The 25,014-nt window shown below is 34.0% G+C and carries 19 protein-coding genes and 2 pseudogenes; 12 read left to right on the top strand and 9 right to left on the bottom strand.

What is annotated here, in order from left to right; translation table 11 throughout:
• Nucleotides 1-118: 118 nt before the first annotated feature.
• Entirely contained in the window at nucleotides 119-340 is a 222-nt protein-coding gene (locus BLV40_RS12310; protein WP_035415510.1) for a hypothetical protein, read from the bottom strand.
• Nucleotides 341-1,870: 1,530 nt separating this feature from the next.
• Here BLV40_RS12310 and BLV40_RS12305 point away from each other — a divergent pair.
• Complete coding sequence (locus BLV40_RS12305) at nucleotides 1,871-5,296, top strand: Cna B-type domain-containing protein (RefSeq protein WP_244525396.1); 3,426 nt, start codon at nucleotides 1,871-1,873, stop codon at nucleotides 5,294-5,296.
• A gap of 629 nt (nucleotides 5,297-5,925) precedes the next feature.
• Here BLV40_RS12305 and BLV40_RS12300 read toward each other — a convergent pair.
• Nucleotides 5,926-8,358 (bottom strand): PAS domain S-box protein, encoded by a 2,433-nt coding sequence (locus BLV40_RS12300; RefSeq protein WP_090690415.1) that lies wholly within the window; start codon nucleotides 8,356-8,358, stop codon nucleotides 5,926-5,928.
• Nucleotides 8,359-8,905: 547 nt separating this feature from the next.
• Here BLV40_RS12300 and BLV40_RS28580 point away from each other — a divergent pair.
• Nucleotides 8,906-9,049: a hypothetical protein gene (locus tag BLV40_RS28580; RefSeq protein WP_170833651.1), complete on the top strand. Its 144-nt coding sequence runs from the start codon at nucleotides 8,906-8,908 to the stop codon at nucleotides 9,047-9,049.
• Nucleotides 9,050-9,582: 533 nt separating this feature from the next.
• On the opposite strand, the gene BLV40_RS12295 is transcribed toward BLV40_RS28580, so the two are convergent.
• Nucleotides 9,583-9,903: a hypothetical protein gene (locus BLV40_RS12295; RefSeq protein ID WP_090690411.1), complete on the bottom strand. Its 321-nt coding sequence runs from the start codon at nucleotides 9,901-9,903 to the stop codon at nucleotides 9,583-9,585.
• Between the two features lie 84 nt (nucleotides 9,904-9,987).
• A complete protein-coding gene (locus tag BLV40_RS12290) occupies nucleotides 9,988-10,308 on the bottom strand; it encodes a hypothetical protein (RefSeq protein WP_090690408.1) in 321 nt (106 codons plus the stop codon).
• 59 nt (nucleotides 10,309-10,367) lie between these two features.
• On the opposite strand from BLV40_RS12290, the gene BLV40_RS12285 reads away from it, so the two are divergent.
• The 3 genes from BLV40_RS12285 (at nucleotide 10,368) to BLV40_RS29325 (ending at nucleotide 11,438) form a co-directional block, all read left to right on the top strand.
• Complete coding sequence (locus BLV40_RS12285; protein WP_211482119.1) at nucleotides 10,368-10,664, top strand: hypothetical protein; 297 nt, start codon at nucleotides 10,368-10,370, stop codon at nucleotides 10,662-10,664.
• Between the two features lie 76 nt (nucleotides 10,665-10,740).
• Nucleotides 10,741-10,944, top strand: a complete 204-nt coding sequence (locus BLV40_RS12280; RefSeq protein WP_244525395.1) for a hypothetical protein — start codon at nucleotides 10,741-10,743, stop codon at nucleotides 10,942-10,944.
• Between the two features lie 179 nt (nucleotides 10,945-11,123).
• Nucleotides 11,124-11,438, top strand: a complete 315-nt coding sequence (locus tag BLV40_RS29325; protein ID WP_090690404.1) for a hypothetical protein — start codon at nucleotides 11,124-11,126, stop codon at nucleotides 11,436-11,438.
• Nucleotides 11,439-11,850: 412 nt separating this feature from the next.
• On the opposite strand, the gene BLV40_RS28000 is transcribed toward BLV40_RS29325, so the two are convergent.
• Nucleotides 11,851-12,129 carry a hypothetical protein gene (locus BLV40_RS28000; protein WP_139265527.1) on the bottom strand — a complete coding sequence of 93 codons (279 nt, stop codon included), beginning with the start codon at nucleotides 12,127-12,129 and terminating at the stop codon, nucleotides 11,851-11,853.
• A 538-nt stretch (nucleotides 12,130-12,667) separates the two neighbouring features.
• On the opposite strand from BLV40_RS28000, the pseudogene BLV40_RS28890 reads away from it, so the two are divergent.
• Nucleotides 12,668-13,036, top strand: a pseudogene (locus BLV40_RS28890) (ankyrin repeat domain-containing protein); the annotation flags it as partial.
• 359 nt (nucleotides 13,037-13,395) lie between these two features.
• On the opposite strand, the gene BLV40_RS12265 reads toward BLV40_RS28890, so the two are convergent.
• The 3 genes from BLV40_RS12265 to BLV40_RS12255 are packed head-to-tail and all read right to left on the bottom strand — an operon-like array spanning nucleotide 13,396 to nucleotide 15,977.
• On the bottom strand, nucleotides 13,396-14,508 hold the full coding sequence (locus BLV40_RS12265) for a cupin domain-containing protein (RefSeq protein WP_090690400.1): 1,113 nt from the start codon (nucleotides 14,506-14,508) through the stop codon (nucleotides 13,396-13,398).
• Nucleotides 14,509-14,529: 21 nt separating this feature from the next.
• Nucleotides 14,530-15,024 carry a DinB family protein gene (locus BLV40_RS12260; RefSeq protein ID WP_090690396.1) on the bottom strand — a complete coding sequence of 165 codons (495 nt, stop codon included), beginning with the start codon at nucleotides 15,022-15,024 and terminating at the stop codon, nucleotides 14,530-14,532.
• Between the two features lie 5 nt (nucleotides 15,025-15,029).
• Complete coding sequence (locus tag BLV40_RS12255; protein ID WP_090690392.1) at nucleotides 15,030-15,977, bottom strand: fumarylacetoacetate hydrolase family protein; 948 nt, start codon at nucleotides 15,975-15,977, stop codon at nucleotides 15,030-15,032.
• A 299-nt stretch (nucleotides 15,978-16,276) separates the two neighbouring features.
• Here BLV40_RS12255 and BLV40_RS12250 point away from each other — a divergent pair, with 299 nt between their 5' ends.
• From BLV40_RS12250 to BLV40_RS12230, 5 genes are all read left to right on the top strand, one after another.
• Complete coding sequence (locus BLV40_RS12250) at nucleotides 16,277-17,041, top strand: IclR family transcriptional regulator (RefSeq protein WP_090690389.1); 765 nt, start codon at nucleotides 16,277-16,279, stop codon at nucleotides 17,039-17,041.
• A gap of 954 nt (nucleotides 17,042-17,995) precedes the next feature.
• On the top strand, nucleotides 17,996-19,300 hold the full coding sequence (locus BLV40_RS12245) for an MFS transporter (RefSeq protein WP_244525394.1): 1,305 nt from the start codon (nucleotides 17,996-17,998) through the stop codon (nucleotides 19,298-19,300).
• A gap of 136 nt (nucleotides 19,301-19,436) precedes the next feature.
• Nucleotides 19,437-19,739, top strand: a complete 303-nt coding sequence (locus BLV40_RS29320; protein WP_244525393.1) for a histidine phosphatase family protein — start codon at nucleotides 19,437-19,439, stop codon at nucleotides 19,737-19,739.
• A gap of 230 nt (nucleotides 19,740-19,969) precedes the next feature.
• Nucleotides 19,970-20,818 (top strand): hypothetical protein, encoded by an 849-nt coding sequence (locus BLV40_RS29315; RefSeq protein ID WP_244525392.1) that lies wholly within the window; start codon nucleotides 19,970-19,972, stop codon nucleotides 20,816-20,818.
• A gap of 413 nt (nucleotides 20,819-21,231) precedes the next feature.
• Nucleotides 21,232-21,930: a hypothetical protein gene (locus tag BLV40_RS12230; protein ID WP_090690380.1), complete on the top strand. Its 699-nt coding sequence runs from the start codon at nucleotides 21,232-21,234 to the stop codon at nucleotides 21,928-21,930.
• Between the two features lie 348 nt (nucleotides 21,931-22,278).
• Here BLV40_RS12230 and BLV40_RS12225 read toward each other — a convergent pair.
• Nucleotides 22,279-23,141, bottom strand: a pseudogene (locus BLV40_RS12225) (IS4 family transposase); the annotation flags it as partial.
• Between the two features lie 622 nt (nucleotides 23,142-23,763).
• Between BLV40_RS12225 and BLV40_RS12220 the strand changes: the two are divergent.
• Nucleotides 23,764-24,930 carry a serine hydrolase domain-containing protein gene (locus tag BLV40_RS12220; protein WP_090690376.1) on the top strand — a complete coding sequence of 389 codons (1,167 nt, stop codon included), beginning with the start codon at nucleotides 23,764-23,766 and terminating at the stop codon, nucleotides 24,928-24,930.
• Nucleotides 24,931-25,014 lie beyond the last annotated feature (84 nt).

Genomic DNA, 25,014 nt, shown 5'->3' with positions numbered 1-25,014 from the left:
TCCTCAAGTACGTGTAGGGCGTAGATCAGGAATCATTCAATGAAATTGTTGTACCGTATTTCCTCCTAATTGATAGAAAAATTCTAAATGAGTTTTAATCGAATTTTTTAAGTGAACTTTATTTCAAAGCTACAGTCAGAGCAACTTTTCCTTCATCAACACCTATTACAACTTTTCCTGCGCCAGATAGAATTAGAGTAGGGAATTGAATGAGATGTAATAGAGAAGTATGAACAGGAAATTTTGCTTTTTTCATCATTAATAACATTTTTTTGTCTATTGAAAATGAATCGCGTAGTATTTGTTGTGTGTACGGTTCATGTTTGTAAAATTTCATCATTAAATACCCGTTCCTACTCACCTTGTTCTTTTATTTATTATCAATAGAGAGAAAAGAAAGAAGATGATGCTGTTGGCTTCAATCGAAGTAGAATACGTAACATTGTTATGCCTTCTTCGTTATTGATGCGAATATAATTAAACTTATAAATGGCTTTGTTTAAAATGCATTGTAAGGAACTTTTGCTAGTATGATATAAGCCTCTCTAAGGAAATTGTCGAAATTAATAGAAAATTGAATAATTTTGTCTTGTTATACGTTATGTTTAGTGTTAAACTCATAATACAAAGAAAGAGTAGCTGAAAATATCCTCCTTTAAATATAAAAAAGACTGAAAATTTAGTTTTTTGTATGATTGACATTACGCTTACTACTCTTTCTTTGTTTTATATAATATCTAGCATTATATACAAATAGTGAGGTGACTAAGATGTAATTATTAATTATTTGGTAGAAGTAGAGCACGTGTATTTTGTTATTCTGATGACACCTTTATTACTTAAGTGCACATGTATTACAGCTATTTATAAATGGCCTATATGCCATTGTACCGACCAAGCAATGTGAAATCTGGTTTTATGGAAATAAAGAAATAAGCAACTACAATTAATTATGAATCTTGTCGTCATGCTGAGAATTTAATTGAAGATCCGGTATAGCGAGATTTGACCAAGAAGTTTATACGTCATGTAAGTTGTGAATAAAATACTAAATTTATAAGCTGAGACAGATTGAGGATGTTACCGTTCATTTTCTTAAAAAGCATAAGCCAACGTAATTACAACCTGGAAAATGATTTGAAAGATTTACATGAGTAAACAAGGTTACTAGGGATTTGTAATTTTCACTATGTGAATCAAGGGTTCGGTAGGGGGGATGGCGCAAGCATTTAAGAATGATATTTCAGTGTATGTAGGAAGGAGTATAAAATAAGAAGTATATTCAAAATATCGTATTTATGTTTGGTTTCTTTAATTACAAAATCAGTTATAAAAGTTACAAAAGCTATTTTTATTTTCAAAGTAGTCATATATTACGGAGGAGAGCATAAAAAATGCCTTTAGGAGGGGGCAAAAGGTTCTGGTAAATAAAATTGTGAATCATTAAAAAGGTGCTATCAAACTTGGACATACTGATGTTATGAATCTGAAAACAATGGAAAGTAGTATGAATAAACCAATAGCATTGGGATGAAAACATTATTAATCAGGAATTTATGCTCACCATGAGATGGTAGATATGATACAACATAAGATTCCGAGACTTGATAGGGATGATGAAAAAATGTAATTTAGACAGTTACAATAATATCAACAATTGTTAAATTTGTAAATAGTAAACTTAGTGAAATTAGTGTTGCATTAGAAAAAATGAAGGTTAATGGGGAGCAGAGGAATCGTTTTAGAAACCTGTTTTCAAGTTTTTAAGTTTATAACAGTTAAAAAAGAAGAAATGTCATCATCCTATTAAGTCATTGTCATTACATATTCATATTAGAAGCCATCTAATAATAATTGATAGGAGAATGACATGATAAAAAGAGTAACTTCGATTTTTTCGATTTTAATGATTTTTATGTTTACTATAGGTCAGAGTTTGGTGCCTATAATAGCAAGTGCACAAGAATTAAATAAAACAGGACTAGTTGATAGTTTTACACTTGATAAAACGGAATTAGGTTACGGAGAACGAACAGGAATAAAAGTTAATTTTAGTGACAAATCTGGAAATCAAATGAAAACTGGAGACACATTAACATTAACGTTACCTCCAGAATTACAAGGATATAGTCGAACGATTCCATTGAAAAATGAGGCAGGGACTGATTTTGGTACTTGTCAAATCACGTCAACGAATGTCTTATGTACATTTAGTGATGTCGTTGAGAAACTTCAAAATATTAGAGGTTTTTTTAAATTTGAAGTTCAAGCAACTAAGGATGTAGCGACGGGACAAACACTAACAGTTGACACAAATTTAGGAACAAATTTACAAACACAAAGAATCACAATTAAGGGTCCAACTGAGGGTGGTGGAGGTACAGCGCCATTTTCCTACAAAGCAGGTAGAATGGATGCGGATGCTCCGACTGAAGTGAAGTGGGAGATACCTATAAACAATAACAAGCAACAGCTAGGTGCTGACATTGTTTTGTCTGATACAGCACAATCAGGTCAAACATTAAATCTAGATAGTTTTGTTTTGGGAAATGAAAATTTAACACCTCAACAGTTTATGGATCGGGGTTATGGAACGATTACTTTTAACGGTAATTCTTTTGAAATTAGAATTTATAAGGATTATGTAAGTGGTCAATCTTTCAATATTAGATATAGAACTAATATAACTGAAAGTGGAATGAAACAAAAAACTTTTGTCAATAAGTATACGATTAATTACCAAATTTTAAATGAGCAACCGGTACCGTTTTCAGGGGAGGCCTGGACTGATAACATAAACTCAGATGGCGGTGCTGACGGTGATTTACCACCAAAAGGAACGTTAAGAATTGTTAAGCATATTGAAGGGAATACGGAAAAATTCATACCTGATGTCTCGTTTAAATTGTATACGGAATCGGGTCAACAAATTGGAAATACTTATAAAACCGATGAAAAAGGTATTGTTGAGGTTCCTGATTTAGATCCAGGAAATTACTATGTGCAAGAGATTTCAGCTCCAAACTATGTAGATTTCGATCCTCAAGCGAAAGTAAACTTTACAATTGATAGAAATGCTGAAAAAGGTGTAAAGCTTATGGTTCCGAATAAGGTGAAAACTACATCTGTTTCAGGAACGAAGATATGGAATGACAACAACAATAAGTTTGGTAAACGCCCAGAAAGCATCACGGTTCAATTGCTTCAAAATGGTACAGAGTTGAAAACACAAGAAGTAAAAGCCGATCAAGCTGGAAACTGGAATTTCAGTTTCACGGATCTACCAAAGTACGATGAACAAGGAAACGAGTACAAGTACACAGTAGGTGAAGTAAAAGTAGACGGCTACGAAACAAAGGTAGAAGGAACAACCATTACGAACACTTACAAGAATACAGAAACAACAGAAGTTAGTGGTAAGAAAGTATGGGACGATTACAACAATAAGTTTGGTAAACGCCCAGAAAGCATCACAGTTCAACTACTTCAAAATGGTAAAGAGTTCAAAAACCAAGAAGTAAAAGCTGATCAAGCTGGAAACTGGAATTTCAACTTTAAAGATCTGCCGAAGTACGATGAACAAGGAAACGAGTACAAGTACACAGTAGGTGAAGTAAAAGTAGACGGCTACGAAACAAAGGTAGAAGGCACAACAATTACGAACACTTACAAAAATACGGAAACAACAGAGCTAAATGGTAAAAAAGTATGGGACGATTACAACAACAAGTTTGGTAAACGCCCAGAAAGCATCACGGTTCAATTGCTTCAAAATGGTACAGAGTTGAAAACACAAGAAGTAAAAGCCGATCAAGCTGGTAACTGGAATTTCAGCTTCACGGATCTACCAAAGTACGATGAACAAGGAAACGAGTACACGTACACAGTAAGTGAAGTGAAAGTAGATGGATATGAAACAAAGGTAGAAGGAACAACGATTACGAACATTTACAAAAACACAGACAAAACAGAAGTAAGTGGCAAAAAAGTATGGGACGATTACAACAACAAGTTCAACAAACGCCCAGAAAGCATTACAGTTCAACTACTTCAAAATGGAACAGAGTTGAAAACACAAGAAGTAAAAGCCGATCAAGCTGGAAACTGGAACTTCGATTTCAAAGATCTACCGAAGTACGATAAGCAAGGAAATGAGTATAAGTACACAGTAAGTGAAGTGAAAGTTAAGGACTATGAAACAAAAGTAGAAGGAACAACGATTACGAACACTTACAAAAATACAGACAAAACAGAACTAAATGGTAAAAAAGTATGGGATGACTACAACAACAAGTTTGGTAAACGCCCAGAAAGCATAACAGTTCAATTGCTTCAAAATGGTACAGAGTTGAAAACACAAGAAGTGAAAGCTGACCAAGCTGGTAACTGGAACTTCGATTTCAAAGATCTACCGAAGTACGATAAGCAAGGAAATGAGTATAAGTACACAGTAAGTGAAGTGAAAGTTAAGGACTATGAAACAAAAGTAGAAGGAACAACGATTACGAACACTTACAAGAATACAGAAACAACAGAAGTTAGTGGTAAGAAAACATGGAAAGACGATAACGCAAAAGATCGTCCAGAAATGATCAAAGTAGACCTACTACAAAATGGAAAAGTAATCGCAACACAAGAAGTAAGCGTAGCAAGCGAATGGAAATATGCGTTTAAAGATTTAGCAGCATATGATGAGAATGGTGTAGCTTACAAGTATGAAGTAAAAGAACAAGCAGTAGACGGATACAAATCCGAAGTAAAAGGAAATGACATCACGAATACAAAAGTAGGCCAAACGAAAGTAGAAGGAACAAAGACGTGGAATGACGGAAATGCGGCAAATCGACCGAAAACAATTAAAGTAGATTTACTACAAAACGGTCAGGTTATCGCAACGCAAGAAGTAAGTGAAGCAACGGGTTGGAAATATACATTTAAAGAATTAGCAGCATATGATGCGAATGGTGCAGCGTACAAATATGAAGTAAAAGAACAACCAGTAGAGGGATATCAATCCGAAGTAAACGGTTATGATATCACGAATACAAAAATCAAGGACAATCCAAGTACAGAACCAAAAGATCCAAGTACAGAACCAAAAAATCCAAGTACAGATCCAAACGCAAATACAGACACAAATAGCAATTCTAAAGTTCCACCTACTAAAGAAAATACTAAAACATCAGTATGGCTTCCTAAAACAGGCGGAACATCGATGGATATAATTTCATACATTGGAGGTATGTTGTTGGTGGCTTTAGGTGGATTCATATTTGCTCGTCAACGAATGAGATAAAAAAATTGGATTTGGTGCAAGAAACCTATCAAACTTGGACATACGGATACTATTAAATTAGAAAGACTAGAGATTATATATGTCTAAGCCAAGTGATTTCAAAGAAAAACTATTATCAACTAGGGATTCACTTAATAATAAGTGACTTAGTGGAAAAAAGATCATCTATTGCTTATGTAGTGATTATTACCTGGGTTCATATAGATGATTCAAAATTAAATCATCTATATGAAAGTAAATGAGTAATAGATGTAGTAATAGCGTACCGTTGATTCAAGAGAAAATACAATTAATTTTTATTTAGGTAGAATAAGAAATAAAAAGGTCGCAGAGCGTTTTTTGAAGAAAAGCTTTGCGGCCTTTTTATATTTAAAATCCTTGTGCTATTAACCTAGACAAGTACACGGTCGATTTTATGGCATAGTATATAGGATGGTAGGGGGATATAAAAGTATTTTAGTGAAAGAAGGACTGCCCTAAGATACCATTAGGTTAAGTAGCGTGTATATATCTTAAAAGCAAAAAAAGTTTCTTTATTCTAAACTATAGAAAAGAAACTTTTTTGCTTCTGAGATATTTTATTTTTAAATTCGCGTGATAGATTGTATCTAAAAAGATGAATAAGTGCTTTAATTTTCGAGAGTAGATATAGGAAGATTAATATTAACTGTCGTTCCTTTGCCTACTTCACTTTCAATAAGTATCTTTCCTTGGTGCTTTTCGATAATTTTATAACAGATCATTAATCCTAAACCGATACCATTTTCTTTGATACTATAAAATGGTTCTCCTAGATAAGGTATACGTTCTTTTTCAATTCCACACCCGTAATCAGTAAATCGAATGTTTACCTGGTTTTTATCAGGTACATCTTCGATTTGAATCAAGATTTCCCTTCCCATCGGAGTTGCTTCAATCGCATTTTTTAAGATGTTTATAAAAACTTGCTTTAATTGATTCCCTTCACAAAGGATGAATGAAGTATCAGATGTAAACTCAGTTGTAATTTGTATGTTGTTCATCATTGCTTGAGGCTGAAGTATCATTACAACTTGTTTCATTAATACATTTAGGTCATTTGTTTTAATTTCTAGCGCCTGAGGTTTTGCTAACGCCATAAATTCATTAGTAATACTACCTATTCGCTCAATCTCTGATAACACGATATCTATATAATGCTCACTGCCCGTATTTTCCGTTGTTTTTAGCAAATACATGAATCCTTTCATTGCTGTTAAAGGATTATTAATTTCATGGGCAATAGCAGTGGCTAATTGACCAACTACAGCAAGTTTCTCCGATTTTCGTAATAACTCCTCAGTTTTTAACCGTTCAGTGATATCTCGAGACATACTCAAGAAAACGTTTTTGCCGTTCAAATTAAAAACACGGACACCAAACTCAGTTGTCATTCTTTTTCCTGTCGGAAACACAAATTCATCTTGTAAAGTGAAAGAAGTATGTCCTTCTCTAATTTTTTCTAAAAATCTTTTGATCAATGGAGAATCTTGCGGAACAGTACTAGAAAATGGCATCGAGAGAAGCTCTTCTCTACTATATCCAAATCTTTTACACCCAACAGGATTTACCTCAATATATCGAGTTGGAACTTGATCCTCATTCAGTTCTACTACGTATACCGCATCCGTTGCTTGGTCGATGAGTGCGCGGTATTTCATTTCACTGTCTCTTAATTGTTGATGTAATTGATGTAGTTCTCTTTCTGCTTGTTTTCTGTCAGAGATGTCCCTACAAATTCCTGATAAAGCAATTACATTGCCCCTTAAATCTAGAATAGGTGAAACCGTCAAGCTTACATCAATGAGAGTTTTGTCCTTGCGTTGTCGCACTGTTTCTAACTTAGTAATAACAGGATCTTTTGCGGTAATGTTTTTAATAGTTTCTAAAGTTTGATCCATTAAAAAATCTGGTACGCAAGGTAATTTTTCTCCCAAGATTTCTTTTTCTGACCATCCAAATATCTTTTCGTAAGCTTTATTGGCTTGTATCATGTGTCCGTCTAAATCAAATATAGTGATAGCATCTACATTATGATTAATAAATGATTCTAGCCGTTCTTTCGTTACCTTTAGTTCATTTTCTGCATTTTTTCTTTTCGTAATATCAACGGTAGAACCAACCACCTCAATCACAGTTCCCTCTCTTTTCACAGGCCTAAGAGAGAGTAGCATAATAGTCTCATCATTTGGCCAAGGTAATTCGAAAGTGACTTCATTACCATCCCATGCTTGTTGATAATATTTTAGTAGTCGAGGTACTAAATGGAATGGAACAATGGAGCGATCTACGGAAAGTAAACTCTTACCTACCACTTGTTCAGAGTAAAATCCATGTTGATAAAATAACTGTCCATCACATAAAGTATGAATAAAATCCCCATTCACTTTTTTAAATTTAAAAATACCTCCTTGTAGTTCATGGACGGTATCCCTTAATTCTTGCTTTGATTCTTGTAATGTTTCATTCGCTTTGGCTAAACTCTGTGTTAAACTATATAATTTTTGATGGGACTCCATAAGAAAAATACCAATTAATAGTCCTGAAGATATAAATAATGTACCCTGAATGTCAAGAAGGATAAGTGATATAGATGGAAAAAAGAATTCAACTGCTAAATGGATTATAGTTAGATAAACAGCTAGATAAAGAAAGACGCTTTTAAAAGGATGGATATATTTAAAATATGTTTTAAATATAGTATATATAATACCTATTACTAAGGAGGTTATCAAAGCTGGTCCCCAATCGCCACCTAAGTAGAAGATACGCATAAATAAAACAAACATTAATGTGATCCAGCCGGCTGTACGGCCAAAATAAATAAACGAAATTATAAGAGGGACTACTCGAAGGTCATAAAACAATCCCATGTGCTTAAAACTGAAAATCATCAAAATAGCAGCTATAATACCTGCATATATGCCTCCAAATAACTGAATTGATTTAGAATCCATTTTCCCAATAAATACATGGATAAAAAAAGTTAAACTAACTAGGAAAGCAAAAATAGATAGATTAATGAAGAATCCTGTGAAAAGCATGCAATTTCCCTCCTCCCATTGAATGTATTCGACAAAAAATAAGAAAATCCTACAAATTATATGATTATCAGACTGATTATTTAGAATGATAAGATTGTTTTGAAGGGAGATGCAAGAAATTGATAGGACCTAGATATACGTAGATTATAATTTGAAAAAGATGATCAATTTGTAGGGGAAATGCAATCAAAAAACATTTTCAACTTCTTATTCTTAAGAAAAACGTTTGAATTTGGATAATTATTAGATGGAATACTGTGTTTAAATGAGTGGTGATGAAATTCTAACTCTTTTTACTTCAAAAAATTATATGTTCATTAAAAAGGGTTTCTCAGATTCGTTTATTTCTTGTTGTAATCAACTTGATAATAGGATGGGTATTGAGGAAGGAAAAGCTCGTTATAGTGAATAATAGAATCCTTAAATTTGATTTGACGAATCTCAAAGGAGGATGAGGAGGTTTTTTTCTTTATTCTCAGATGAATATTGTTATAATAACAAAAAAGCGTATAGGAATAATGTATTATAAAAAAAGGGAGTAGATAAAATGAAAGCAACAGGAATGAATCGAAAAGTTGATGAAGTATGTTTATCAAGACCTAAATCCAAAAAATATTTAAAATATCAAGCTCCTAACATATTGTATATGACTAATATGTTAGGAGCTTTTATTTTTGGTAATGAGTTTTGAGACTGAATTTGAATAGAAATAGGTAAAGTCCCATAAACAGTCGTTTTCGGTTCTTTCTTAATAGGAGGGGGGGATATTTATGTTAAATAGAAGTTAAGTTGTGAAGATTTACACTTAAACTAAAGGGCAGTTTAGTCTAAGAAGGAATATGTGGTTGGGATGAAGAATATTGACCATAAATAGGTGTAATAAAGGGTAGGAGTTCATAATGGGGATGGCTTTGATAGTCCCTATACTTATTGTGGAGCAGGGGAAGCTGTGAAATTTTTTAACCTGCAGTTTCTGTAGTAATTTTCATCCCATAAACTCAACTAAGAGGCCGACCAAATGAAAAATAATACTAGTAGTGTCAAAAGTACCTACTAACATGACAATATACAATAACTCAATGCTTAAAGTTAACTTAATAAAGAGCATAAAAGCTTTATTTTAATCGTTTTGGGTATACGGTGCTCCCCCTATAAAGAGAGGACACCATTAAGGTACCCTATTAACATAGTGTTTGAAGATGAGAGTTTTCTGTTGGAAATTGATTATTCTTCTCCCGAATACGCGACTTCATAATTTTGAATTTTATTTACTACAACGTAATTTTTTTTTTGTTTATTATTTTTATCATATCCTCTAACTCTAATAAACCCCTCGAGTTCTAAGTGTTGAATTTTGACATCAGTTACCACAAAATCTATATTTTTTTCTCTTTTCATAGTTTCTATTGCAACTTCAGCAGCTTTTTCTTTTGCAGCTTTTTCAGTGTTTTTGTCATGAATAAACTTTGCCATACATCCAATAGTCAAAACTATAATTGCTAAAATGATTAAAAGTATAATATTTTTCTTTTTTAAATTAATCATATTTTCCCCCATAGAATAAGAGAATGCAGTACAGATCCGCATACAAGCATTCCCTTGCTATAATCATATTATTTTATTCATTGACTAGTTAGGATTTAATTTCCCACAAAATTCGATTGTATAATTTTGGGTCTTATTTATCATAACGTGATATCTTTCTTGTTTATCTTTTTTATCATATCCTGATACTGTAATAAAACCTTTGAGTTCTAAGTGTTCGATTTTGACATCGGTTACCACAAAATCGATATTCTCTTCTTTTATCATGTGCTGTATTGCGACTTTAGTAGCTTTTTCTTTTGTGATATTTCTATTATGAATAAATGATGCAGTACAACTTAGTATTAAAATTATAATTGCTAAAATGATTAAAATTATAACATTTTTCTTTTTGGGTTTATCCATATTTTCTCTCCTAAAAATGTTTATTAATATTATAAATCTTTTTTAGGGAGAGAGAAACTATGAGTAATTCGGTTAGTGATGAAGTACTTGCTCGTTTATTAGTGGAAGGGGTAAAACAAATTGCGTCGGGCTTAAAAAGGGAAATAGAAGATATAAATCAAAAGTTTACTGGATCAAGCAATAAAATAATTAATGTATTAAACCAATCGTCAGCTAGTGTAGATGGGAATTTAATTAACACGCTAACTTATGCTGTTTATGGATTTCAGAGAAGTTATATGGGGCCAGTTCGTTTAGCAGCGGACTTTATAGAACAACAGGCGGATAAATTCAAACAAGAAGATACTAAGAGTTAACAGATGGAAGGATTGTATGAAGAATTATGATGTTATTAATCACGCTGGAGATGTATTAGGCGCGTAAAATGATTTGGTGAAGTGTATATCAGATTTAGAGAATCATAGAAAGAATTTAAGATCTATAAAAGCGGTTTTAGCTCACAGCTGGGATGGAAATATGTCAAAAGAAATTGAAAGAAGGCTTACTGAGTTGGAAAGCCAACCTGCTTATAGAATTGACGCTTTTAGAAATATAGAAGGTGATTTAGAAAAGTATAGAAAGGCAATGGAAGCCTGATCAAACCAATTTATGATGATGGGCCCTAAATATTAAAAAACACTCGCATCGGAGTGTTTTTTGCATTTCTCTCCTATATTCTGATAACAATTTGTATGATATATTTTTTGATAAATACAATCTTCGAACCAGAACCATATATACGACATACAATAAATATAATTAAAGGAGAATAGAACTTGATAAAACATATACTCAGTTTCATCCTTGGAACTTTTGTTATATTAATTGGTTCCTTTTGGGTCATTCCTTATACTCTCGAAGCAATTGACAGCAACGTAAGCCATATTATTCATGAAAAAAAGTATTTTAGTAAGCTATATGAATATGATATTAGCCTTTGGATAATTGCAAACCTTATATTCTTGATTTTTTGTTTATTTACCTTCCTTATATTAAAGTTACCTGATTATAAGAAGAAAAAAAGTACTCATATAAAAAAATATCATCATACAAATCAGCGTAAAAAAGCAAAGAAACGACGTCGCAAATAATTATTTATTATAAAAAATAATTTATTCATTTTGGATAATATAAAAAGAGACCTATAATACTCGTTATTTATATTTGCGATTGCACTAATGAGTATGGCTGCGACTATGCAGGGAATTTCAAGACATCATCTGTAAATTGCAAACCAATAGGTCTACTAGGGGACACTATACATCGCTATCAAGTTGAAAAATTAATTTTTTCCCAAAACGAAAAAGGTGAGCTAAACTCTCATAAGGGTCACTTTATCAAAAAAAAATTGTATGTTTAGACATAAATACACCGGTTCCCAGTATATTTAGCAACCGGTGTATAGTTTAGTTTACTAGTTAAAAGAAGGGCCTGTTCTTTAAGAAAATATCCCTACATAATGTGCAGGAGTCTAGATACAAGTAGACACAACAATTCTTCATACTACCTAGCTTTTAGCTCTTCAATTTTTAAAGTAAGCCCACTTCTTTTCGTAATTTCTATCGTTTCTTTCCATAGGCCATTTTTGTGATTAGGCCAATTCTCCATATATTCTCCTAAAATCATATTTATATATTGTTTGAAATTATTATCAATAGATTCTCGATCGAATAAAATATCATAAGAAATAGTAGTTACTACGCTAGCTTGTATTTCAATTTCTTTAAAAATAGGAGCCGGTAGTAGGACGTTATGTAAATTAGAAAAGTATAATGTATGCATCTTTAATTACTGGTAGAAACATCGAGCTTTTGACATCGATATCCCTTTTAAAACAACTCACTTCCTTTAACCAATACATAAAAAATTAATCTACTAGTTAGAGGATGATTTTTTTGAAAAAACACTTTTGTCCCTTTCAAATAGATTTCTGAATAAATATTTATATACATCAACTCTATGATTTATATAGAAAATATATCAAAAAGAAGGGGATTTTATGTCAGAGCAAAACGAAATGAATCCTTATGAAAACCAAGGTGAAGAAAATCAGAATAAAGAAATAGGGGTTTCCGCTATAACGCCTTGTTGTAATGGTTGCATTCGAGTTGATCCTGAAATAGGATGTGCCGTAGAAGAAGGAACCAGCACTGCTAGTGGATTTGCTTCCCATGCAGAAGGAGAAGAAACAACAGCAGAAGGAAGATCATCCCATGCAGAAGGTGCTGGTTCAATAGCTATAGGAACGGCTTCTCATGCGGAAGGGACTACTAGTACGGAAGCTAGGGGACAATCTTCTCACGCCGAGGGGGAGGCTACAAGAGCTGGTAAACTGGATATGATAAAATTTCTAGTTGAATCTGGTATAGATATTAACATAAACGAAGGTGTACCAAAGTCAGCGCCTATTGCACATGCAGCTAGTGAAGGTGAAATTAGTATTGTAGAGTACTTATTTGATAATGGTGCAATATTAGATGCTAGTGACCCAAATAGAAATCCTCTATTCTCAGCGATTTATGGCGGGCACCTTGATATTGTAAAGTATCTTGTTCAGAATGGTATAGATATTACCGTTAAGTACACAGGGGATACAATGAGAGATATGGGAGCTTATGAATTTGCTATAGAAAGAGGACAAACAGAAATTGCTGAATATTTAAAGCAGAAGATGGATGAAAAAGAATAGGCTGTTAAAAAGTACATACCCCATGATGGTTGTACCATCATAAAGTATTACGTGCAATGATAGAACAGAAAACGAAGTACGAGCTTAGGCGAGATGACATTTTATTGGGCGATGAATATAAACACATGGAATGTATACTAAACTAATGAACTCGTACAAACTCGTAAGCTATAACATAGAAGAAATCCGCATATTGTTATTATAATGCATGAAATGATAAATGCCTTTTAGTGGTAATAGTGCGTATTTCCTTTGAGAGTCTTTTATAAAGCTATATTTGACAGCTTTTTAAATTATTTTTAGTGAAAAGATAAGATGTGAGTAGATTGCTATTAAGCAGTCTACTCACATCTTATTTATTATACAAGTGCAGGTTTAAATTCGTTTATCGTTTCTTGTTTTCCATTATTTATATCCAAGTGTTGCTTTTGTTCCAGATTGAATCGTTCCATGATTGGCAAGTCGTTAACAGAAAATAAATATGTTTCTTCTGTTGCTACATGTTCATGCCATGCCCAGTTTGGGACAACAAAATAATCTCCTTTTGTCCAATTAAAACGTACACCATTGATAATGGAATAACCTGAACCTTGGCGTACATGGTAAATAGACGAATGTGTATGACGATGTGCTTGTGTATGGAATCCTTTTGGCAATAATTGCATCCATGCCGCCATTGTGGGGTTTGCAGTTTGACCATTCGAAGGGTTAATATATTCTACCCCATATCCATCATACGGATCTGGCTCAAAGTTCGTTAAACCTTGAATAGCTTCTACAGTCCGATTCCATTTATAGTTAGCGAGTGGGGCGGTGGATGAATATCGATCAGATATTGGACGAACCATTCCTCCCTTGTAGCGAAGTTCTGAGAAATTATCAGGTGTATTTGGCGATTCAATTTGGCCTGGATAAGGTTCAAAGAACGTTCCGCCAATTGAATATATTACTGGAATATCGAGTGCATCCATCCAAATCATTGGCTTGTCTCCAACATGTTCATGTCCATGCCAAAGATTTTTCGGAGTAATTAGGAAATCGCCTTCCTCCATAAATACCCTTTGTCCTTGTACAATTGTGTAAGCACCTTCACCGTCTGTAATAAAACGGATAGCGCTTTGAGAATGACGGTGAGATGGTGCTATCTCACCTGGCAATAACAATTGGACGGCGGCATACAGCGTTTGGGTTGTAGAAGCCCATCCCCAAGGCTGACGGTAGATTAATCCAGGATTTTGAAAATAAATAGCCCGACGTTCTCCGCCTCGTTCAGGGGTAAAAATCTCAGCAGCTTCAAGTAATTTTTTAGTTAGGAGCTCTCCCTTCCACAAATATGCTTGCGCGTGCGGTTCCGGCGTTTTATCCATTAATTCTGGAATAGCTTCCCAAAGTGGACCTAAATTATATTGTTGAATGTCCTTTGTAAAATCTTTTACAATCTGGCTATTCATAAATTCATTTTTTTCTGCCATGTTTATCAACTCCTCATATATTCACTTTTTCTTTGTTAACAGGTTGCGTTGAATCTGACCATAATGAGAGGCAAGATGTTCATCAATAAAATGGCCAATAATAAAAGAAACAGGTTTATTACCAAACTTAGCAAAATTTCGATGCGGAGATTCTATTTTTAACTGTTCATCTGTTAAATTGTTTAAAAGAGAAGAAACTTGTTCCTTTAGACTTTCAATCGATTTTAACGTACCTTCTATAGACAGTGTTGATGGGTTTGATACCGCAGCTAATCGATCAGTATCACTTAAACCTCTTCCATATTCAGTACCTGGATTTTCAATTACCCTATAAACCTCTTTTATCCAGTAAGGAATGGCTTCCTTTAGATGTGATAATATTTGAAGAACTGACCATTCTGTTTCGGATGGATTCCAGCGAATCATATCGTCTGAAAGGCTTCGGCAAGTTCGAATAATATCATTAATCAATTGCTGGATGGATACATTGTATTCTTGGAGTGTCTTTTCAGCCATGCTTATTAATCCGCCTGTACGCGTAATACTTTGTTTTCTAAAGTACCAACCTTGTCAATTTGAATTTTGACAACATCTCCGTCTTTAAGGAATACTTGTGGATTACGAGCAACACCAACACCACCTGGAGTTCCTGTTAAAATCACATCACCTGGCTCAAGTGTCATTAAAGTGGATAAAAATTCAACCAAATATTGAACATTAAAAACAAAGTTATCTGTATTGGTCCGTTGACGTTCTTCACCATTTACTGTCAAGACCATTTCAAGACCGCTTGGGTCTGGTAGTTCGTCCGTTGTGATTAACCAAGGCCCCATCGGTGCACTGCCTTCTACTGTTTTTCCTTGAAGCCATTGAAGAGTACGCCGTTGAATATCACGGTAAGTTACATCATTTACAATTGTATAACCAGCTACATAGTCTAGTGCATCAGCTTGTGATACATTGCGTGCCTTTTTGCTAATAACAAAGGCCAATTCTGCTTCATAATCAAGTTGGTCTGAGATTGGATAAAACGGAATATCATCTTGCGGTCCGATAATTGTGTTGGCAAACTTTGCAAAAATAAGTGGATACTCTGGGATTTCTCTGCCCATTTCTAATATATGTTCACGGTAGTTATGCCCTACACAAATTATTTTCCCTGGCGATGGAACAGGTGCCTCTATTTTCACTTCATCGTATGCGTAAATAAGTTTATGTTTAAAAGCGGTTTCATTTTTAAGGGCGAATGAAATTGCTTCTTTAGCGATAGAAAGACTTTCATCTTCGCCCTGTAAAAATTCAGTCATATTAGCCGGCACATACGCTTCAGCAATCTGTTCAAAACGAAGCTTACCTTGTGATTCAAGTAGCGCTTGATATGCATAATTTAAATCTACAATCTGATTTGTCCCAGTTAACATAGCTCCAATTCGAGTAGACCCTTCACGGCTATATGTAACTAATTTCATAATCTTATCCCCTTTCTTAAATTGTTATCTAAATAGATTACTAAGTTCACTATTATGATAATTTATTTTTCTGATAATTGTCAATAATATTGATTTGAAAATTGAATACTAACATAATCAAGGTAATAACCCGGCTTGCAGAAAAATAGTGATATAATTTTTCTGAATATGAAGACATCAGGAAACACTGTTGCCTTCATATTCAATGGTTTGTTATTGTAAATAGGGGTAATTACATGGGGAAAATAATGCGGAATGTAATAGGTAGTATTCTCACGCATAAAACGAGGGGGAGAGTAATGGAAAAAGTAAAAAACGGATCTACTATTCAGTCATTACAAATAGGAATGGGAATTTTAGATGTCATTGCAAAGCAAGAAAGGCCATTAAAATTTGCAGATATTCAAGAACTCACGCAAATTACGAAAAGTAATTTATATAAATATTTAAATACCTTTGTTCAATTAAACGTCCTTTATCGTGATAAAGATTCAGGCACTTATGTATTAGGAAGCAAATTAATTAATTATGGAATGATTGCAGCTGACCAAGAAAATGTTCTTGATAGAATTACTCCTTTTTTAGAGGAACTTAATCAGAAATCTTCCTGTTCCATTATCTATTCCATTTGGACGCCAAGTGGTCCGATGGTTATAAAAATGTTCAATAATAATCTTGGGTTTAATATTGGGGCACAAGTTGGAACACTTTTGCCACTAACCTCATCTGCAAGTAAAATCTTCTTGGCCTTTCAGGATGCTCCTATTATCCATGAGTGGAAAGAAAGAGAATCAAAAAGGATGCTTCCGCATCAACTGACACAATTAGAAGAGGAAATACAATTGATACGTGACAAAGAAATTGCTTTTGCCACAGAGCCAATTATCGCATCCGTATCATCTGTATCATTCCCGATATTTAACTATAAGAAAAACCTTTTGGCTTCAGTAGCAGTTGTAGGCTTCAGTGAACAGATACCAACTAATGATAAACAGGACTTAAGTAAATATATCTTAGAAGTAAGTAGGGGTATATCTGGTGTTTTAGGTTACCAATCTTCATAATCAACTTATTAACTACGAAAAAAATAAACTAAGATGTGTGGATTTGAAATAAAGTTTATTTGTTTATAACAAAGTTTATCCGCTTTGAAAAAAGAGTAACTGTTTATAAAAGGTTGTTCTTTATTTGTATGTTTGTTTCAAAAGGTGTTTTATGGTTATTAATAGGTTTTATAGACGACAAAAAATACTATTAATAGGAGTATAAACCTATGAAGATATTCATGATATGTTTAGGTTTGATAGGTGCGTGTTGTTTAGGGGTAGTAAAATACCGTAGGTCAGGTACTACAGACGATATACCACTCTTAATAATCGGTATGATACTTATGATGGGATTCTTAGTTTATGTAGGAATAACAGATTAGAGGGAGGAAAATACTGTAGGTTTGAAATAAAGTTGTACCGTTTTAATCCAAACCAATAGGTGACTCAAAAGATGATTCAAAAAGGGGGGAATCACTTTTTGAATCATCATCTCGAAAGGCCCCTTTATGAAAATCCAGTAAAACGAATGGATTTTCATAAAGGGGCCTATTTGTAAATATCATTTTTAAATGATTTGAAGGCTTACGGAACAATGTTGCTATTTTTGTTTTAAAAATATTTTGATTATTCTTGAATTTAAATTAATAAGGCCATATAATCTCTAATAGAAAACAAGATTCACTATTATTATAAAAGGAGTGACGTATCTCTTTCTATTACCGTTGTTATTTAATTTTATTTTCACCTCTCATATGGTCAAAATAGCTGCATTGAAAAAGTAGATGAATGATGAGGAGGAAAAATGTAATCGCTGTACTTATTGGGGATTCATTTAATGTTGCAAATAGGGGGCTTGGATTGGAAGTTTACATCACAACTCTATAATTAGGGGGAGTACTTATGAGACAGATTAATATTAATGATTTTATTGATAACCAAAAGTTTAACCGCTTTCATTTAATATTGCTCGTGTGCTGTATATTTATTATTATTGTAGACGGTTATGATATGTTTATGTTGGGTGCCATTCTACCAGCGTTAATGGCAGAATGGGGAATGGATGCTGTTGCAGCTGGTAAGTTAGGTAGCTATGCCCTTTTTGGTATGATGATAGGAGCAATGTTTTTTGGGCCTCTCGCCGATCGATTTGGTAGAAAAAATGTCATTTTAATATGCACAATTATCTTTACCGTGTTCACATTTATCTCTGGGTTTGCAAATGCCCCATCTACATTTGGTTTTCAACGATTTGTTGCAGGTATTGGCCTCGGAGGAGTAATGCCAAATCTGATTGCACTGGTTACTGAATATGCACCTAAAAAATTGCGCAATACACTCGTAGCTATCATGTTTAGCGGACATGCATTTGGTGGGATTCTTGCTTCATTGGGTGCTTTAGCGCTATTACCACTCTTTGGTTGGCGGGCAGTTGTCTGGGTTGCAGGTGTTCCTTTATTGGTTTTGCCTTTTCTTTATAAAGTTTTACCAGAATCGTATAGTTATTATGTAAAAGAAAATAAAAAAGATAGGCTTATCTCTACACTTCACAAAATAAGCCCAAAAGATCAGTTCAGTAAAAAAGACGAATTTTTCATGAATGTCACAGATAACACAGATACTTCAATTAAAAAGCTATTTACTGAAAAACGTGCATTAAGTACTTTGATGTTTTGGGTGGCAGCGTTTATGTGTCTATTAGTCATGTATGGTTTAAGTACTTGGCTGCCTAAAATTATGCAATCTTCCGGATATCCTGTTGGTTCCAGCTTACTGTTTTTAATTACGCTTAATTTAGGTGCGGTAGTAGGGGCTATATTTGGAGGTAAGCTGGCAGACCGATTCGGATCACGTAAAATTTTAATTACCTTCTTTGTACTTGGCTTTTTGTCCCTTACTGCTTTAAGTCTTAGACCCAATGCTGTTTTACTGTATGTATTACTCTTTATTGCTGGCGGAACAACAACAGGTACACAAATTAATACTAATTCATATGTCTCACAGTTTTATCCGTCTGGTATCCGTTCAACAGGGGTAGGCTGGGAATTGGGAGTAGGAAGAATTGGTGGTATTCTCGGTCCTACCCTTGGTGGATTTTTATTAAGCTCGCAGCTTCCACTTCAATTTAATTTTATGGCATTTGCAATTCCGTGTATTATCGGTGCGATAGCCATCTGGTTAGTTCAAGAGAAATATGGCCAAACGACAGTAAGAATCACAAATAAAAGTTTCAATACTGGAGGGCTGGCAGCAAATCCAAATAAAAACTCAAATTAATAAAGAAGGAGAGAGTTTTGCCCGAAATAAGCAATTCGCTCTCCTTTTTTCTCTATCAAATTATATATCAAAGGAATTTCCTCCAGAATTTATTTGGTCGAGTACTCTATTTAGAGAGACTCAATCTACTGAAATTTTGAGTAATGCTGCTAAATGCCCTGTAGAGTATTTAATTGAGTTATGTGAAATGCAGAAGAGGGAGAGTGAACTAGACTTTAGATTACGTGCTGAGAACATCCTTGTAGCTGTTAGAGAAAGGAGTAAACAGTACAAACGAATTGCGATTGTTTCCCATGAAGGAGTGATTACAAAAATTATAGATAGCTTCCTTCAATTACCGAAAGAGCATGATGTATGGTTCCATACTGACAACACAGGCATATATCTACTTGAATACAAGCCTATTAGGTTTAATAACAATACCACTCATTTAAACTAGGACAAAAGTTAACTTCCACAACCGAAAATTATGTAAATACAAAATCCCTTCAGCAAGTAAATTGAAGGGGTTTTTTCTAGATACAGTGACTACTGATAAGTGGGGTTATGTAAACCTCTCTTGAATACAGTATATACTTTGAAATTTTGTAGGAAATGCTGGACAAGCATACAGGCACAACTATTAAAATCTTAATAGTATTTATTATAATGTTGAAAAGGGGATAGAATATGGGAGACCACTATAATAAATACTGTAAGCATTACAAAAATAGGTACGACGATCACTGCAGAGATAAGTACAATGATTACTACGATGATAAGTACTACAAGCATTGCAAAAATGAATGCGACGATCATTCTATTGAAATAAATGTAAATTGTTGTGATCATAAGAAAGGACCAACAGGACCAACAGGACCAACAGGACCAACAGGACCAACAGGACCAACAGGACCAACAGGACCAACAGGACCAACAGGACCAACAGGGCCAACAGGGCCAAAAGGACCAACAGGGCCAACAGGGCCAACAGGGCCAACAGGGCCAACAGGGCCAAAAGGACCAACAGGACCAAAAGGACCAACAGGACCAACAGGGCCAACAGGGCCAACAGGGCCAACAGGACCAAAAGGACCAACAGGACCAACAGGACCATCAGAACCATCAGGTATAGCTAGTGTTTCTTTCACAGGTAGTAATGAAATAAGACCTGCGCTCACGCTAACTTTAACACTTCCACCTATAACAGTATTACCAGGTCAAGCAGTTGATTTGGATGCCTTTGCTACAGCCCATTATGTTCCATTTGAGGGTTTAACTATTTATGGTGCAGGCGTTGTAATCCAGCTATTTAGGGATAGAAATCTTCTTACACAGGCAGCTGAACGTGTTTTTTCAATACCAATAACAACTTCTAGCCAGCTTGATTTTAACCCCTCCGTTACGTGGATAGATTTTCCTTCACCAGGCACTTATCAGTATAGACTTGAGATAATTAGTGAGCGTTTTGGTATAAATGATAATGAAAGTAATTTTCGAGCTCGAGCTCTTAAAGCAAAAGTTTTGAATATAACATAACACTTGTATTCTATCAATGACATTTCATTTAATAGTTACTACTCACGTACAATTTATAAAGTTATATACAAATTTCCTGTTTTTCACCCTTTTTGGGGATTCCGTCCTATGCTTTTTATTCCACGAGTCACTTGATCACGAGCCTCTACACCCTCATGGTCAAGTGACTTTCGCGGCATAAACGCATAGAACATCTAATAAACGCTGTTATACCAAAATAAAGAACCATGGAGAATAAAGTGAACCCCATTAATGGGACATGAAAAAAACACCTCCTTAATTCGCATACTAAATGTGAATTAAGTGGAGGTGTTTTTCATTTGAAGAAAAGAGTTCATTATGCCAGGTATTCAAGATACTATCTATTTATGATAAAATTCTAAATATTGAAATTTTTAGTCAGGAGAAAACAAATGAATAAAGCTTATTTTTATTTTATTTTTTCATTCGTGTTGTTGGTTCCTTCCTGTATTCCCATGTTCAATATTATTAGGGAGGACTGGATAAGTAAAAAAATTGCAGATACATATGAAATACATCATGCTTATAAAGACAGTGAAGGTTTTGAGAATGTACTAGATGCTGAGGAAATAAAAATAGATGATGTACATATCAAGATATTGGAAGAAAGAACTCCTTCCAGTGGAGTAGTTAAGGCCCATCTTTTTATAAATGGGGTAGAAGTTTCTACTCCTGATGAGATATTAATTTCTAATGATCCAAGAGATGGGAGATATTTTTCGTGGCTAGATGTGTTAACTGTAAAAAATAAAATAAGTGGTGAAGAACAAATATATTTTCTACAGAGGATAACAAGTAATGGTTATCCTTTAGAAGAAAGAAAATGGAAAATTATTAGCATTAATAAAGATGGTAGCTACAAAGAAGAAAGTTTTAGCTATGCTACAAGAAATCAGAATTACTTAGGGGTAGCCCTTGTTAATTTTTCTAATACAGATCTAAAATTAATGGGGTACCATTCTGATATAAATGGTGCGTATCCAAGTATATTTTTCCCAATAATCTACCCTATATTTACAAGTTTATTAGGTATTATTTTATTAATCATAGCAATAAAATCAAGAATAATTTTAAAAAGGAAGTCCTCCTAATTATTGGTTAACATTTAGTTAATGTCAACTAACCGAAATATTTCCAGGATTGATAGGAGTGTAATATATGTAAAACAAGGGAATGAAGTGTAGATTGGTCTACAAACATTCCCTTGTTTTACTAATGATATTAAGTTTTAAGAATTATTGAACATGACATATAGCCTATACTAAACTGTGTGTGCCAGTTAATCCATGAATTATTCCTTTATAAACAATATTAATCCCATGCCCATAAAGCTGGAAAACTTGACAAAAATTCCTCTTTTGGTTGCCAAGGCAATAGGGCTTTGAATTCTAACCGTGGATCTAATTTTGCTGTTTCCTACGTTTATGAATTTGAGTTGATGTGAGTCTGTATATTACAACCCGCGACGGTAGTTTTTGTTGTCCAATATAGGCATTTCGAATTTCATAAGTATCTCCTGGTTTTATTTGATGCATAATATCTTCAAGGTTAAGTAAAACATATAAAGATTGCTTTTTTACTGTTTCATCCCGAAAGAATTCTAGAGATTCATTCTTCACATATACTCTATTATTTAACTTTAACCGTGAAACATAGAATACACCTCGTTGATCCATCTGGTCTAAATCCTTTAGAGAAAAGTATCCTAAATCTCGATTACATAAATCTCCTGGGCATAAGGTATCTAAACACTCTGTACCAAAGGTTTTATCATTATTTTTACCTTGTTCCACCTGAAAATTGAGGGATTTTCCACTATGTAAATCATACTCTAGCTGAATCTTAATACCAGCTGTTTGTGCACATCCTCCTGAACCAGGATAAATAGGGGCCAAATGATTGGGACCTAAAAAATAGTAGCATCTAAAATACGTATACGTTGAAAATAAGAAGTGTATTGATTTGAAATTTGAGATGAATCGTTTAGTTGGCTTTTGACTAAAAGAGAAAATACACGCTGTAGAAATAAAACAGCGCATCGATTAAAACGTTGATTAAGTTCCTCTGGACTCATCAGTGTAGCTGTATTTGCATAAAGTTGACTACATAATCGGGTGAGAGAATCGCTTGCTACGTGTTGACTAATCCAAATACATAAAGCAACCAAATCTCGTGCACCATACTTACTTTTACGTTTTACAAAACCTGTCTCTTGTGCGAGTTGTTGAAGAATATGTGGAGATAGATATCGCTGTAGTTCTTCAGCGAACAAATGAAACTCATCCTGAATCGATAGACTCATACAAAAACGCCATTCTTTCTGTATATTTCTACAAAAAGAATAACGTCTTTTTTACTTAATGGATAGTATAAAACCTTAGCTTGATAGCTATGTGACGTGACCCCCTATATATGATAAGGAATAACGTAAGGAAATGTATAGGTGAAATATTTAATAGTATATATGTATTTAAATTTATTTTTCGGAATAAATAAACTTTTGCATTCCGTCAAATTCCTATCAAATTAATACAACTAAATGTCATTAAAATAAAAAATAATCAATTATATAAGTGATTTTGAACGTAAGAAATTTGTAAGTAATAGGTAAGAAAAAAGAGATTTTCAGTGTGTATGATTAAAATGTAAAGAAGAGTGAGAGGAGGAACAAATACTATATATTTATATAAAAAAACAAATCAATTAATAAGACTTGTATGAAGGTAAAGAGACATTACAAAAGTTAACATACATCTGAAAAAAAGGGATAGACCATTTTTTAGGTCAGAAAGTCGTTTGTGAAATAATGGGTATAAGAATGGTTACAAATTTAATATCGCCCTTTTGTCTTTGGTTAAGACGGATTAGTTTAAAAACAGCAAATAACCATCTATAAAATATGAATAGGGGAGAGGAATATTTTGATGAAAAAGCATCGTCAAATTACATTTACAGGTTTAGCAATTTTAATAACTGGAGGTTCACTGTTATATACAACTCCAACCTCAATTGTAAAAGCGGAGTCCATTCAAAATGTATCTAGTTCGTTACAAACAAGCACTCAAAGAGACCGTAATTTCGTCAAAGAGGCAATGCGGGATACATTGCAACTTGGGTATCCAGGGATACTTGCTAAAACTTCTGAGGGTGGAAAAACATGGAGTTATGCAGCTGGGATAGCGGATCTGAGTACCAAGAAACCAATGAAAACAGATTTTCGTTTTCGAATTGGCAGCGTGACAAAGACGTTCACTGCAACAGTTGTACTGCAATTGGCCGGAGAGAACCGCTTGAATCTAGACGATTCTATTGAAAAATGGTTGCCTGGTGTCATTCAAGGAAATGGATATGATGATAAACAGATTACTATCCGGCAATTATTGAACCACACAAGTGGTATCGCTGAGTACACAAGATCAAAGGATTTTAATATGATGGATACAAAAAAATCTTATACTGCTGAAGGATTAATAAAGATGGGAATTTCCATGCCCCCAGATTTTGCTCCAGGAAAGAGCTGGTCGTATTCAAATACAGGATATGTATTACTAGGGATTCTTATTGAAAAAGTAACTGGGAATAGCTATGCGGAAGAGATTGAAAATCGGATTATTGAACCGCTTGAATTATCGAATACATTCTTACCTGGAAATTCAAGCGTGATACCAGGAACCAAGCATGCTCGTGGATATATCCAACTAGACGGGGCAAGTGAGCCAAAGGATGTTACTTATTATAATCCAAGTATGGGGAGCTCAGCCGGAGATATGATTTCTACTGCTGATGATTTAAACAAATTCTTCTCCTGCTTACTTGGAGGTAATTTATTGAAAGAACAGCAACTAAAGCAAATGCTTACTACAGTCCCTACAGGAACAGATGAACTTGGTGATTACGGTCTTGGGATTTTTAAAATTAAGCTTTCCAACGGTGTATCGATATGGGGACATGGAGGCACCATTCCTGGATTTGTAACTTTTGCTGGAGGCACACTTGGAGGCAAGCACACATTGGCCGTCAATTTGAACAGCCTTAAAGCTGATAGTCCTGATCCTTTTAAAAATATTTTACTTGCTGAATTTAGCAAGTAGGTTAAGAGGAAGAATGGATAAATTTTATCGTATTTTTATAGTCGAATAAACAGATTGTAAAATCGATTATAAAATCGATCACTT

The organism is Bacillus sp. 166amftsu, assembly GCF_900107445.1.
In the GTDB taxonomy this organism is placed as follows: Bacteria; Bacillota; Bacilli; order Bacillales; family Bacillaceae_G; genus Bacillus_A; species Bacillus_A arachidis.
Note: the sequence above shows the minus strand (reverse complement) of the source record. Positions and strands in the feature narration are given on the sequence as shown.

Excerpts from the sequence above, each read along its gene's own strand:
- BLV40_RS12310 (WP_035415510.1), bottom strand. The coding sequence starts at position 340 with ATGATGAAATTTTACAAACATGAACCGTACACACAACAAATACTACGC.
- BLV40_RS12305 (WP_244525396.1), top strand. The coding sequence starts at position 1,871 with ATGATAAAAAGAGTAACTTCGATTTTTTCGATTTTAATGATTTTTATG.
- BLV40_RS12300 (WP_090690415.1), bottom strand. The coding sequence starts at position 8,358 with ATGCTTTTCACAGGATTCTTCATTAATCTATCTATTTTTGCTTTCCTA.
- BLV40_RS28580 (WP_170833651.1), top strand. The coding sequence starts at position 8,906 with ATGAAAGCAACAGGAATGAATCGAAAAGTTGATGAAGTATGTTTATCA.
- BLV40_RS12295 (WP_090690411.1), bottom strand. The coding sequence starts at position 9,903 with ATGATTAATTTAAAAAAGAAAAATATTATACTTTTAATCATTTTAGCA.
- BLV40_RS12290 (WP_090690408.1), bottom strand. The coding sequence starts at position 10,308 with ATGGATAAACCCAAAAAGAAAAATGTTATAATTTTAATCATTTTAGCA.
- BLV40_RS12285 (WP_211482119.1), top strand. The coding sequence starts at position 10,368 with ATGAGTAATTCGGTTAGTGATGAAGTACTTGCTCGTTTATTAGTGGAA.
- BLV40_RS28000 (WP_139265527.1), bottom strand. The coding sequence starts at position 12,129 with ATGCATACATTATACTTTTCTAATTTACATAACGTCCTACTACCGGCT.
- BLV40_RS12265 (WP_090690400.1), bottom strand. The coding sequence starts at position 14,508 with ATGGCAGAAAAAAATGAATTTATGAATAGCCAGATTGTAAAAGATTTT.
- BLV40_RS12260 (WP_090690396.1), bottom strand. The coding sequence starts at position 15,024 with ATGGCTGAAAAGACACTCCAAGAATACAATGTATCCATCCAGCAATTG.
- BLV40_RS12255 (WP_090690392.1), bottom strand. The coding sequence starts at position 15,977 with ATGAAATTAGTTACATATAGCCGTGAAGGGTCTACTCGAATTGGAGCT.
- BLV40_RS12250 (WP_090690389.1), top strand. The coding sequence starts at position 16,277 with ATGGAAAAAGTAAAAAACGGATCTACTATTCAGTCATTACAAATAGGA.
- BLV40_RS29315 (WP_244525392.1), top strand. The coding sequence starts at position 19,970 with ATGGGAGACCACTATAATAAATACTGTAAGCATTACAAAAATAGGTAC.
- BLV40_RS12230 (WP_090690380.1), top strand. The coding sequence starts at position 21,232 with ATGAATAAAGCTTATTTTTATTTTATTTTTTCATTCGTGTTGTTGGTT.
- BLV40_RS12220 (WP_090690376.1), top strand. The coding sequence starts at position 23,764 with ATGAAAAAGCATCGTCAAATTACATTTACAGGTTTAGCAATTTTAATA.